This window comes from Robinsoniella sp., from assembly GCF_034124845.1.
The window spans coordinates 19,987-32,496 of the sequence record NZ_JAWYAJ010000281.1 but is presented as its reverse complement, the minus strand read 5'-3'; the positions used below and the strand labels follow the sequence as shown (position 1 = coordinate 32,496).

Annotated in this window: 10 protein-coding genes; all 10 read left to right on the top strand. The window is 43.9% G+C overall.

Translation table 11 applies throughout. The features are described 5' to 3' along the window. Window positions 1–8: 8 nt before the first annotated feature. The 10 genes from ACH2DQ_RS13750 (at window position 9) to ACH2DQ_RS13705 (ending at window position 12,356) form a co-directional block, all read left to right on the top strand. Window positions 9–434, top strand: a complete 426-nt coding sequence (locus tag ACH2DQ_RS13750) for a fibronectin type III domain-containing protein (RefSeq protein WP_395027113.1) — start codon at window positions 9–11, stop codon at window positions 432–434. A gap of 205 nt (window positions 435–639) precedes the next feature. Then, window positions 640–2,037: an AAA family ATPase gene (locus ACH2DQ_RS13745; protein WP_394912048.1), complete on the top strand. Its 1,398-nt coding sequence runs from the start codon at window positions 640–642 to the stop codon at window positions 2,035–2,037. Next, window positions 2,027–2,710 carry a hypothetical protein gene (locus ACH2DQ_RS13740; RefSeq protein WP_394912049.1) on the top strand — a complete coding sequence of 228 codons (684 nt, stop codon included), beginning with the start codon at window positions 2,027–2,029 and terminating at the stop codon, window positions 2,708–2,710. Before ACH2DQ_RS13745 ends, ACH2DQ_RS13740 begins: the two co-directional genes overlap by 11 nt. A gap of 351 nt (window positions 2,711–3,061) precedes the next feature. After that, entirely contained in the window at window positions 3,062–4,057 is a 996-nt protein-coding gene (locus ACH2DQ_RS13735; protein WP_394912050.1) for a sugar ABC transporter substrate-binding protein, read from the top strand. Continuing rightward, on the top strand, window positions 4,054–5,529 hold the full coding sequence (locus ACH2DQ_RS13730) for a sensor histidine kinase (RefSeq protein ID WP_394912051.1): 1,476 nt from the start codon (window positions 4,054–4,056) through the stop codon (window positions 5,527–5,529). The genes ACH2DQ_RS13735 and ACH2DQ_RS13730 overlap by 4 nt, the downstream gene beginning before the upstream one ends. A gap of 31 nt (window positions 5,530–5,560) precedes the next feature. Continuing rightward, window positions 5,561–6,877 (top strand): response regulator, encoded by a 1,317-nt coding sequence (locus tag ACH2DQ_RS13725; protein ID WP_394912052.1) that lies wholly within the window; start codon window positions 5,561–5,563, stop codon window positions 6,875–6,877. Next, window positions 6,867–7,901 carry a substrate-binding domain-containing protein gene (locus ACH2DQ_RS13720; RefSeq protein WP_394912053.1) on the top strand — a complete coding sequence of 345 codons (1,035 nt, stop codon included), beginning with the start codon at window positions 6,867–6,869 and terminating at the stop codon, window positions 7,899–7,901. Before ACH2DQ_RS13725 ends, ACH2DQ_RS13720 begins: the two co-directional genes overlap by 11 nt. Window positions 7,902–8,270: 369 nt before the next feature. Continuing rightward, the gene (locus tag ACH2DQ_RS13715; protein WP_394912054.1) at window positions 8,271–9,518 is read left to right on the top strand and encodes a substrate-binding domain-containing protein; all 1,248 of its coding nucleotides are present in this window, start codon (window positions 8,271–8,273) and stop codon (window positions 9,516–9,518) included. A gap of 96 nt (window positions 9,519–9,614) precedes the next feature. After that, the gene (locus ACH2DQ_RS13710) at window positions 9,615–11,147 is read left to right on the top strand and encodes an ATP-binding cassette domain-containing protein (protein WP_394912055.1); all 1,533 of its coding nucleotides are present in this window, start codon (window positions 9,615–9,617) and stop codon (window positions 11,145–11,147) included. Between the two features lie 12 nt (window positions 11,148–11,159). Further along, entirely contained in the window at window positions 11,160–12,356 is a 1,197-nt protein-coding gene (locus ACH2DQ_RS13705; protein ID WP_394912056.1) for a sugar ABC transporter permease, read from the top strand. Window positions 12,357–12,510: the final 154 nt, after the last annotated feature.

Here is a 12,510-nt window from a genome sequence, read left to right as displayed (position 1 = left end):
AGTGGAGTGTGGTAAAGACTACAGGTCAGAACGATATCACCGTGAAAGGCTTAAGCCGCGCAGAGGTGTATAAATTCAGGGTAAGGGCATATTCCATATCCGGAAGTAAAAAGCTGTACGGAAAATACTCAGCAGTTTTAAAGACAGCTACAGCACCGAAAAAACCGGTACTCTCCGTTAAGAAAGCTTCCAAGACAAGCGTGAAGCTGTCCTGGAAACAAGGATCGAAGGCAGACGGATTTGTAATTTATATGCAGACCGGAAAAGACGGTTTTAAAAAGGTAAAAAATGTATCAGCAGAAACTACGGCATATACAAAGAAAAATCTGAAAAAGGGCAGAACGTACCAATTTAAGATTCGTAGTTACAAAAAGGCTGGAAGCAGTAAAGTGTACAGTAAATATTCCAAGACCTTATCTGTGAAATTGCGTTGATAAAACAACGTTAATAAAACAACGTTAATAAAACAATGTTAAGCTAACATTAGCAGGGCAGTGATTCGCGAGACTGATAAACATAAAATGTTTATCGCCGGGAACCACTGCTCTGCTTTTTTGCATTTAGAAGCAGTGTGCCGCATACAAACCCTTGGAACAGGGGATAATGTAAGATAATTCATATGCCCAAGGAGAGATAATCATGGATGACATCATTGTGCGGTTACATTCTGTTGAAATAAAAAATATTAAAAATACTACTTACGGAAAAGTCGAAATGCCTTCCCGGATACACCAGAGTCTGGTTCTGGATGATTCTGAAATATTGGGGATTTACGGGCAAAACGGTTCGGGAAAGACGACGGTAATTGATTCTCTTTTTTACGTTCAGAAAATCATGATGGGGCTTAGCATCCCGGAGGAACTGATCAATTATATTACAAGCGGGCAGGAGTATGCCAAAGTTAAGGCTGTGTTTCTGGTAAGCGGAAGGGAAAGGCAGTTCGAAGTGGAATATGAGATCTGGTTTCGCAAAACTGAAGAAAATACCGCAGTTATTTTCAGAGAGGCCTTATCCGCAGCCAGGATTGTACAGGGGGAGATTCAGGAAAATCTGCTGTTTATGGAGTATACCACTGAAGATGCGGATTGTATCTTTACCCCAAAAGAGATGCTGGAGGAAGTCACCAGCGGAAACGCTGAGAACGGAACCAACCTGATCGTTGCCAAGAAAGTAGCCCAGATTCATAACTGTTCCTATATCTTTGGGGAAACCAGCCGGGAGATCTTCTGCAATGAAAGCGGAGTAAACTTTTTAGATTATGCCTTTATCATTCAGTCCTTATATAACTATGCCATGATGGATCTGTTTGTCATCCGGGACTCCCATTCCGGTGCCATCAGTGCGGACTTTCTGCTCCCGGTAGCGTTTCGGGTAACAGACCGGAAGTCTGCAACCAGAGGGGATTTTGTAATTGCCTTAAAGGAGCCTACCCTTGTAGAAGAAAGCCGTTTTGAACTGCTAAAACAGATCGTGGGGGAAATCAACATCGTGTTAGCCACAATTATTCCTGGAATGACACTGGATATCCGGGACTATGGGCAGCAGCTGGTAGAAAACGGCGGCATAGGAAGGAAGGTAGACCTGACATCCAGGCGTGGTGATATCGAAATACCAATCCGCTTTGAATCCGATGGCATCGTTAAGATTATATCCATTTTAAATGTACTGATCCGGGCTTACAGTGATCCGGGTATCTGTCTGGTTGTAGATGAACTGGATGCCGGAATCTACGAATACCTGCTGGGTGAACTGCTGGACATCTTTAATAAGGGGGCAAAAGGACAGCTGGTCTTTACTTCACACAACCTTAGAGCATTAGAGATGCTGGGGAACGACAGTATTTTATTTTCCACAGCCAATCCCGGCAACCGCTATATCCGCATGCAGAATACGGGAAACAGCCTCAATCTGCGGGATGCCTATATCAGAAGCATCACCTTAGGCGGGCAGCAGGAATGCATTTATACGGATACGGACAGCATTAAGATTGCCAGGTCATTTCGAAAAGCAGGGAGGGAAATTACAAATGCCAGATAAAGAGAAAAAAGTAATTATTTTTATCGTGGAAGGCCCCAGCGATGAAGGAGCAATCGGATCTATCATGCAGGAATTTTTCTCAGCCAGCGAGGTTAAGTTTCATGTAATTCACGGAGATATTACTGCGCGGGGGAGTGTGGACTCAGATACCATCATTAAAAAAATTAACGCATGTATGGAAGAGGTCAAAACAAAATACCGGTATACGGATGAAGATATCCTGAAGGTAATTCACCTGTCTGATCTGGACGGAGCTTTTGTGGACGCCAAAAATGTAGTACAGAAAAAGTCCGGTCCCACTGTTTACTATACGGACCATATTGAAACATCTAATGTGGGATCTCTGATCAAGCGCAATGAGCTGAAGTCAGAATTATTATATAAATTATCCGCTACCGGTAAAATTAATGAAGTGCCCTACCGCATTTATTATATGTCCTGCAATCTGGAGCATGTTCTGTTTAATGAGCTGCGGGAGTTTACCAGCGAAGAAAAATGGGAGTACTCAGACACCTTTGCAGAACAGTTCGAAGGAAAGCCGGAAGAATTTATCCAGTTCCTGGGGGAAAACCGGGTGGCGGTGGACGGAACCTATAAGGAGACCTGGGAATTTATTCAGGAAGGAGATAATTCTCTGAACCGATATACTAATTTTCAGCTGGCGTTCCAGTAAACTAAGGGCACAAGATATCAAACAGCAATAACTTCCAGATGTGGGGCAAAAGATTCTCTTGCCTGTTCATTGGGCTATTTGTTAAAATAGCAGAGTGAATAATAATAAAATTTGTGACATATGACTATGCAGATGGGCGCTGGGGTTTTATTGAGTGTTTATAATTACTATAAAGAATAAGTAGAATACATCTCAGCAGGCCGTAACGAAATAAAATTTGTTACGGTCTTTTTGGATAAAACCTTACCGCTTAAAATTGTTAATATATTCCAGTTTTAATCCGAACATAATGTGATAAAGTGATTTTAGAGTATAAATACAGCGGCATGAGCGTAATAGACAGGAGAGAATATGAGCAGAAAATATATGTTGGTTTCTATTGGCTTTCTGGTTTTGCTGGTGGTTCTGTACATACAGCTGTTTATGTTTAGCCCCGTGGGGCAGGCGGAGGTAACGGATAAAAAACAGGGCAGCCGAATGATCGTCATCAGCAAAGACAATGATCTTATTTACCAGCATCTGCGAAAAAGCACGGCAGAGGCGGCGGAACAATATCATATTAATGTGGAGAATCAGACACTACAAAGCTGGGAGTCAACCACACTGCGGGACAGTGTGGTGTTTGCTATATATTCTGGGGCACAGGCAGTAGCATTTCAATCCAGTGACCCCATGTTTACACAGGAGATGTATGAACTTGCCAAAGAGCAGGGGGTACAGTTAATCTTGTATGAGAGCGAAAACTACCAGCGTGACACGATTCCAGCAGTAAGTGCCAATTCCTACAGCATCGGCACAAGCACCGGCCAGCTGGCCATAGACGCAGCGGGCGAGAAGGGGTGCAAGGCGGTGCTGGTACTGGAAAAGACGCAGGAGGGCATTCCCTCTACATATCAAAACATGAAAGTTCAGGGAATTATGGAAGTGTTCGGTCAGCATGATGATGCTGAGATCGTGCAGACTCTTTCCACTGAAGAGGAGGTATATGCTGGTGAAAAGCTGGCAAATACGCTTGAGACACTGAAAAATACCTATAATACCATTATTTGTCTGAACGCATATACAGTGCCGCTGATCGCGCAGCAAGTAATCGACAGTAATTTGGCAGATAAAGTGCAGATTATCGGCTATGGTATGCAGCAGCAAACCTTAGACTATGTGAGCAGAGGTGTAATTTACGGCACCGTGACACCGGATCCGGATCAGATGGGGAACGATATCGTGGCAATGCTGCACACGTGGGTAAACAATCACTCCTATGACGATAATATCCCGGTACCGCTTCATACGATAACCCGTGAAAACGTGGACAAGTTCAGCAAGCAGTGGCTGGAGACGGAACAATGAGCGGGGGGAGAAATCGAAGCAAGCCTCCGTCGCTTCGGCATACATTGCTGTTTACCTATTTTATTGCGGCAATCATCTGCTGTATGGTAGGTGTCTTTAATTTCCTTTCATCCCAGTTTCTGCTGAAGAGTATGACTACATTTGCTGAAGTAAATCAGCAGCTTTCCGAAGTGCAGACCATGACTCAGACCTTTCAGGACAATATCAGCGACTATCTTTTTTCACGAAACTCCGGCTCTCTGCAAAGCTATTATGATAATCAAAACCAGTTAGAGAAGATTGTAGAGCAGCTCCAGGATCAAAGCGGACAGCAGGACATACGTTATGTCAATCTGGGCGGGAACCTGAGCCATTATCTGAGATCAGCTGAGGATTTGATCGTTGCTAAACGTAATCAAAAAAACACGGAGTATGTGGCGCTATACGAAAGTGTAAGTTACGATTTCCGTCTGATTAATCAGTATATTCAGTCATTAATGGCAAGCGAGCTCCAGGAGAGCAGTACCCAATACTACGAAATGCAGCAGGTGGTTACGATACGTACCGCATTGTCCTATGGGTTGTTTGGTGCGTCAATATTTTTTGTGGTGTTTTTACTGATCAACCTAAGCAACAATGTGAGCAGACCTATTACACGTCTGGCGGGCTATGCCAGGCGTGTTGCGGAAGGGGATTACGACATTGACATTTGTCTTGAGCAGGAGAGTCTGGAATTTAAGCAGCTATACGAGACCTTTGAGGTTATGGTGGAGAATACCCGCTTGTATCTGGAGAGCCTGAAGGAGAAACAAAAGCTGGAAAATGAGCTGGCACAGCAGCAAATTATGTCGCTGGAAAAAGATAATCTGCTCCAGGAAGCAGAACTGCATGCACTGCATGCGCAGATGAATCCGCATTTTATCTTTAATACCATTAACATTGGAGCTAAAATTGCCATGTTGTCAGGAGATGAGGTGGTTTGCGAGTATCTGGAAAATGCCGCAGATGTGTTTCGATACAACCTGGCTGGTCTGGATAACGCAACACTGGAAGAAGAACTGGGCAATGTGGAGGCTTATATGAAGCTGCTAACCACCCGATTTGGTCCGCGGCTGCAATTTGACGTTCAAGTGGATGAATCGGTTGCGCTGAAAGCCGTGACGCTGCCCCGGATGACACTGCAGCCTCTGGTGGAAAATGCTTTTGTCCATGGAGTGAATCTGATCGAGGAGGGAGGACAGATCTTATTAAAGATCAGTAGTGATAAGGGAGACGCTATAGTGGTGATTGCTAACACAGGTCCGGAATTTCCAAAAGAGAAGATCGAGGCACTGTACACAGAGGAGTATCAGGAGCACCGGGGACACTTGAGCGGTATCGGATTGAAAAATGTGTACCGGCGGCTGCAAATTGTGTGCCGGTGCCAAAGGCCGGTGGAAATTGTATCCGCCGGCGGCTGGACACAGGTACGGCTGAGATTACCAGCAGAATAACAGACAATAGCTGCAGAGGAGGAAATAAAAAATGAGTATACGCGTTTTGGTAGTAGATGATGAGCCCATCGCTGCTCAGGCTACAAATGTGATGGTACAAAAGACGGATGCGGCACTGGAAGTTGTCGGTACTTGTTTTTCCGGACGGGAGGCAATGGAGAAGGCTGCATTACTGCACCCGGATATTGTAATTATGGATATCCAGATGCCTGGTCTGAGCGGTTTGGAGGCAATCAGGCAGATTCTGGCCTGTTCTTTTGAAACCAGATTTATTATTGTTTCCGCATACAGTGAATTTAATTACGCAGTTGAAGCAATGTCTATGGGGGCGAGTGATTATTTGCTGAAGCCGGTTAAGCAGGCGGAGTTTTCCGCGGCTTTAAAAAAGGTAATGGCGGATATTGCAGACCGTAGAGCGGAAAGGAACGCGAAGGATGTGAGGCAGAAACGATTGCAGATCGCCCAGCCCATGATTCAGCGGGATTTTATACACGCGCTGCTGCCTGACCGGAATTCTGACGAGAGACTGCTGGCATGCGCCAGTTTCCTGGGATTATCAAATCAGCCTGTGTTTATCGCGGTTTTTCGATATGACACCAGGCGAGTGGGATTACTGTGGAACAGCCTGCTGGAGCAACTGCCAGAGATGGAAGAAAGTATCCGAGAAGTGTTAGAAGAAGGAAAAGCCTGTGCGCTGATTCTCGTTCCAGCCGACGAATCTCCCAATGCATACCCGGCTGATTTCAGCCGGCGCCTTAACTTAATTCTCACAGATATGAATAAAAAGGATAAGAGTGCGGCGAGAGTTATGTCCGGGGTGAGTCAGACAATGACAGGACCTATGCAATGCCGAATTGGGCTTCAGCAGGCCTTGAGCGCCCTGGAATATGCAGAGGCGTTTTCTGACGATAAAGTGCCAAGTCAGGTCTTCGACGAGACTAAAATGCATCTGGATCTGCAGATAAACAGTTCCTACGGGCAGCAGGAGAATATTTTGTCCTCCACAAAGAAAATCGTCGATCAGGCAGCCAACTATATAGAAAAGAATTTTAACAAGGAACTCAATCTTGTTGAGGTGGCTTCTAGTGTGAATCTCAGTCCCTATTATTTCAGCCGCCTCTTCAAAGAGCACACCGGCAGTAACTTTAAGGAACGGCTGCTTCAGGTACGGATTAAGCATGCGAAGCAGTTGCTCTCTAAAACGGACAGCAGTATTAAAGAGATTACATATCTGGTGGGATTCAATGATCCGAACTATTTTTCTAAAGTGTTTCACAAATACACCGGAATCAGGGCAGGAGACTACAGGACCTCAGCAGAGAGGGGGGAGAGTAAGGATGAATGTTAGGCGATTCATTTTGGTATTTATAGCAGTCATTTCGCTGTTTCTTTTAGCTGGCTGCAACCGGGATGAACCTGTTTTGCAGTCAGAAAAGTTGCAGGTGCAGCACATAAAGGTTGGGTTCTCTATGGCAACGCTGCTGGAAGACCGGTGGCTGCGGGACCGGGATATTTTTCAATCCAAAGCCGAGCAAAAAGGCATTGATGTGATCGTGCGCAATGCCAATCGTGATTCGGAGATCCAATACGCCCAGGTGCAGGAACTGTTGGGGATGGGGATTGACGTGTTGGTGATTGCACCGAATGATGCAGAAAAAGAGGTTCGCTGTGTGAAGCTTGCCAAAGACCAGGGAGTGCCGGTGATCGTGTATGACCGCCTTATCCGCAATTCGGGAGCAGATGTATATATTGCATTTGACAATATTATGGTCGGACGGCTGATGGGAGAGTACTTAATAGAGCACGCTGGGCACGGTGGATATTTACTGGTAAATGGACCAAAGAGCGATAACAACTGTCCCATGATCCGCGAAGGATACATGGAGGTTTTGGAACCATATATTACATCTGGTGATATTTGGATCGTGGATGAGACCTGGATTGAGGGGTGGGTGAGGGAGAACGCATACAGTTTTGTTAAAGAAAGGATTGACAGCTATCAGGATAAATTGACGGCGGTCATCTGCGGCAATGACTCACTGGCATGGGGGGTGACTGACGCATTTGGTGAAAATCGGATTGGTGGTGTGGTGGTTGTGGGGATGGATGCGGATATCTCTGCCTGCCAGCGCATCGTAGCGGGACGTCAGGGACTGACTGTGTATAAGCCTATCCAGGATCTGGTCAGTGAGACACTGGCTGCCTGCGAAAAGCTGGCACTAGGTCAGTCCCTGGATGCAGAGAGTACGCTCTACGATGGGCAGACAGAAATTCCCTATATTGCCATTGAAGTATATCCGGTTACACAGGAAACCATTAAGGATACAGTAATTGCTGACGGCTTTCATCTGGAGGAGGATATCTACAACTGATGCAGACTGTGTAACTTGAATTCGGGGGAAATATGACCCGAACTCAGGTTACAAATAAAAGAGCAAAGATTTACTCTGTACAAGCAAAAGATTCTATTGTTAACTATGACCTTTATTTGTTAATATAAGGCATGCTTACACAGCGTTATGTTGATAAATTAAAATTGGTAAAGGAGGTAATATGTGTAATTTGATTAAATTCAAAGCTGGATTGAAAAAATAATTGTGGTTGGTTCCGCCTTACAGTGAGGCGGATTTATCAGAGCATTTTTCAATAATAAGTGGAGATATTTATTAGAAAGAAACGAAATAAAGATGAAAAGAGGCTAATAGCTTCAAACTATTAAAAATTATAAGGAGGATACGAATATGAAAAGAAAGGTATTAAGTTTAGTTTTGGCGGGGGTCATGGCTCTGGGGTTACTCACAGGATGTGGAGCAGGAGGAGGAGCAGAAAAAGCAAGTGACACAGCTGCAGCCACTGAAACACAGACTAAGACTAGTGCTGAAACAGCAGCCACAGAGGCAGCAGTGTCAGAGGAGGATACTACATCAGCAGATGAAAATACTACAGCAGCAGATGAACAGGAATCTGACGGGGATTTACAGGTGGGAATCGTTTTACCTACGAAGGATGAACCGAGATGGCTTCAGGATCAGAAGCAGTTTGAAACCATCCTGGGAGATGCTGGATTCACGAATCAGGTATTATTCAGTCAGGGATCTTCAGCAACAGAGAAGACAAATGTTGAGACTTTGATTTCCCAGGGGATCGACGTACTGATCATATGCGCACAGGATGCATCGGCAGCAGCGGCAAGTGTTGAAGAAGCAAAAGCAGCAGGCGTAACTGTAATTGCTTATGACCGTTTGATTACCGGAACAGATGCAGTGGATTACTATGTAACCTTTAACAGCTTTGCAGTTGGCGAAGCTCAGGGCCAGTACTTAATTGACAATGCACCGGAAGGTAAAGATATTCCCCTTTATTTGTACGCAGGAGCAGCAACAGACAACAATGCTTTCATTTTCTTTGAAGGTGCCTGGAGTGTACTGCAGCCGAAAATTGCAGATGGCACATTCAAGATTGCCAATTCCCAGGAAGCAGAAGGATTAAAGGATAAAGCAGATCTGAGCAGAGATGAATTAGGAAAGATCATCGGACAGGTTACTACAGACTGGGATTTCAATGTAGCCAAATCAAAAGCAGAAGCAAATCTTACCAGCGCTTCCGCAGAAGCAAAAGGTGATGTGCTGATCCTTGCACCAAACGATGGAACTTCCCGCTCCATTGCAGATGTATTTGCAACAGATAAAGAAGTGACTAATTATGTGATTACCGGCCAGGATTCTGAGCAGGCATCCATTCAGTACATAATCGATGGAAAACAGTCTATGACAGTATTTAAAGATACGAGAACACTGGCAGCGGATTCCGTTGAAATGGCAGTTGCAATCTTAAAGGGAGAAACACCGGTAACGGATGTTAATTATAATAATGAGGTAAAGGATGTCCCGGCAAAAGAAACGCCAATCGTAGTGGTAACCAAGGAAAATCTGAAAGAAGTGCTGATTGACTCCGGATACTATGCAGAAGCAGAATTTACAGGATTATAAAACTATTAGCTTTTAAAGACGAAAGGGGCGGTTGTGATTCTTATCAGCGCCCCTTTTCGCAAGCCTGTTAACAGGCGCTTAGAAAGGAGGAAGAGCGTGAACGAATATATATTGGAAATGAAACATATCACAAAAGAGTTCCCGGGTGTGAAGGCATTAAATGATGTGAATTTTAAAGTAAAGCGAGGGGAGATTCACTGCCTTGTGGGTGAAAATGGTGCCGGAAAGTCCACCTTGATGAAAGTTCTGTCCGGAGTCCAGCAATATGAATATGGTACTTATTCCGGTGATATTATCTTTAACGGGGAAGTACAAAAGTTTAAGTCCATTGCCGACAGTGAAGAAAAAGAAATCGCAATCATTTATCAGGAATTGGCGTTGATACCGGAATTAAGTATTTATGAAAATATTTATTTTGGTCATGAACTCATGAAAGGAAAAAGGATCGACTGGAATGAAACCATCGTAAAGGCTGGAGAAATGCTCAAAAAAGTAAAGCTTAACGCAGATCCTTCCATGAAAGTCAAAGAATTAAGCGTGGGAAACCAGCAGCTGGTGGAAATCGCCAAAGCTCTGAGCAAAAATGTAAAGCTGCTGATTCTGGACGAGCCGACTGCGGCGTTAAACGAAGATGACAGTCAGAACCTCCTGGCACTGATTCAGGAATTAAAAAGCCAAGGCGTTACCTGCATTATGATTTCACATAAATTAAGGGAAATAACAGCCATTGCAGATACGATCACCGTATTAAGAGATGGGGCAACAATCTGTTCCATGGATGTGGCAAATCAGAAGATTACAGAAGCGGAAATCATAAAACATATGGTAGGCAGGGAAATAGAACATATATATCCCGCCCGGAAAAAACATGAAATTGGTGATATTTCTTTAGAGCTTAAGAACTGGACCGTATCGGACCCGGCGAAAGGAAAAGAAATTTTACATGATATCAGCCTGAATGTCCGTAAAGGTGAAATTGTGGGACTTCAGGGTCTGATGGGAGCAGGAAGGACAGAGCTTGCTATGAGCATCTTCGGCAACCCCTCCGGATACAAGGTGACAGGCGGCGGACTTTACATAAATGGCAGACCGCGTAAGTTTAAAAACCCCAGAGAGGCGATTCAGGACGGGCTTGCCTACGTTTCAGAAGACCGTAAAGGAAATGGGCTGATTTTAATTCAGGATATTAAGTTTAATATTTCCATAGCCAATTTAAAAGAATTGACGGAGGGACTGGCAATTAATGAGAACAAGGAAATTCAGACAGCAAATTCATTCCGGGAGTCCATTAATATCAAAGCACCTTCCATTGAACAAAAGACCGGAAAGTTAAGCGGGGGAAATCAGCAGAAGGTACAGCTTGCAAAATGGATATTTGTAAATCCGAATGTCTTAATTCTGGACGAGCCTACTAGGGGAATTGATGTGGGCGCAAAGTTTGAGATTTATTCTTTAATGAACAAACTGGTAGAACAGGGAATGAGCATAATTATGATATCGTCTGAATTACCGGAGGTACTGGGAATGAGTGACCGGCTTTATGTTATGTCGGAGGGCAGGATTACCGGGGAACTAATAGCGGAAGATGCAGATGAAGAAAAGGTTATGGAGATGGCGATCAGATCATAGGAGGTTGAAGAAATGAAGGAAAATAAAGAAACGCAAGGGTTGGGGAAAGAGATTGTTTCCCTGTTAAGAGCAAACATCCGTGATTATATGATGTATATTGCGCTAATTTTAATTATGGGATTTTTTACATTCAAAACAAACGGTGGATTTATTACAGCCAGAAATTTAAGCAATCTTATCAATCAGGCAGGCTATGTGGCTGTATTGGCAGTGGGGATGACAATTATTTTGATTTTAAAACATATCGATCTGTCAGTAGGCTATGTAGCCGGATTCTGCGGAGCAGCAGCAGCAATTTTTATGACGAGATATCAGATAAATGAATGGGCCGCAATCCTTCTGGTACTGCTTCTTGGTCTGGCAATTGGATTATATCAGGGTATTCTGGTGACTAAAGTAGGGGTGCCGGCTTTTGTTACCACATTGGCGGGAATGTTTATCTTCCGTGGACTACTCAACCTGTTCTTACAGGAATCAGGAACAATTATTGTACCAAATGCAGGTTTTAATGCATTATCAAATGGTTTCATTCCGGATCTGCCCTTTGGTACCGAAATTCATCTTCTGACTCTGTTAATTGGTGCAGCAGCTGTAATTATTATGATTTTCACTCAGCTAAAAAGCAGGAAAAACAAACAGCAGTATAACTTTCCGGTTATTTCCACACCTATTTTTGTATTTAAATTGATCTTCTTATCCGCTATTATCATGCTCATTATTTATGTGCTTGCAAAATACAGCGGGCTTCCCTGGACCGCTGTAATAGTTGGGGTCGTGTTACTTGGATATAACTACGTATTAACAAAAACCAGACTGGGACGTTATATTTATGGAATCGGTGGCAATGAACAGGCAGCGGAACTTTCCGGAATTAATGTGAAAAGAGTGACTTTGTTTGCTTTTTGCTCCATGTCCGTATTGGCAGCGCTGGCAGGAGTTCTTTATACTTCAAGATTACAGTCCGCAACGCCCACGGCAGGTCTGGGTTTTGAAATGGATGCCATTGCATCATCTTACATTGGAGGCGTGGCAGTCAGCGGTGGTGTCGGCAGGGTGACGAATACCATGATTGGAGCCTTGGTAATCATGTCCCTGACTAATGGAATGAATCTGATGGGTGTTGATATCTCTTATCAGTATGTGGTAAAAGGGATAATTTTCATCACAGCAGTAGCATTTGATGTCAGAACACGGGCAAAGGGCAGATAGTTTGAAAAATCCACAACGCAAAATCTTGCTGTTGGTGGGCAAAAGATTCCATTGTGAAAATACTATATATTTTGCTAATATTGTACACAACAAATGGTATATTTCAACAAAATTTGACTTATGCCAGGCAGCACAGGAACACGTTGAGGGATTT

Coding starts and splice junctions, on each gene's coding strand:
- ACH2DQ_RS13745 (WP_394912048.1), top strand. CDS start 640: ATGGATGACATCATTGTGCGGTTACATTCTGTTGAAATAAAAAATATT.
- ACH2DQ_RS13740 (WP_394912049.1), top strand. CDS start 2,027: ATGCCAGATAAAGAGAAAAAAGTAATTATTTTTATCGTGGAAGGCCCC.
- ACH2DQ_RS13735 (WP_394912050.1), top strand. CDS start 3,062: ATGAGCAGAAAATATATGTTGGTTTCTATTGGCTTTCTGGTTTTGCTG.
- ACH2DQ_RS13730 (WP_394912051.1), top strand. CDS start 4,054: ATGAGCGGGGGGAGAAATCGAAGCAAGCCTCCGTCGCTTCGGCATACA.
- ACH2DQ_RS13725 (WP_394912052.1), top strand. CDS start 5,561: ATGAGTATACGCGTTTTGGTAGTAGATGATGAGCCCATCGCTGCTCAG.
- ACH2DQ_RS13720 (WP_394912053.1), top strand. CDS start 6,867: ATGAATGTTAGGCGATTCATTTTGGTATTTATAGCAGTCATTTCGCTG.
- ACH2DQ_RS13715 (WP_394912054.1), top strand. CDS start 8,271: ATGAAAAGAAAGGTATTAAGTTTAGTTTTGGCGGGGGTCATGGCTCTG.
- ACH2DQ_RS13705 (WP_394912056.1), top strand. CDS start 11,160: ATGAAGGAAAATAAAGAAACGCAAGGGTTGGGGAAAGAGATTGTTTCC.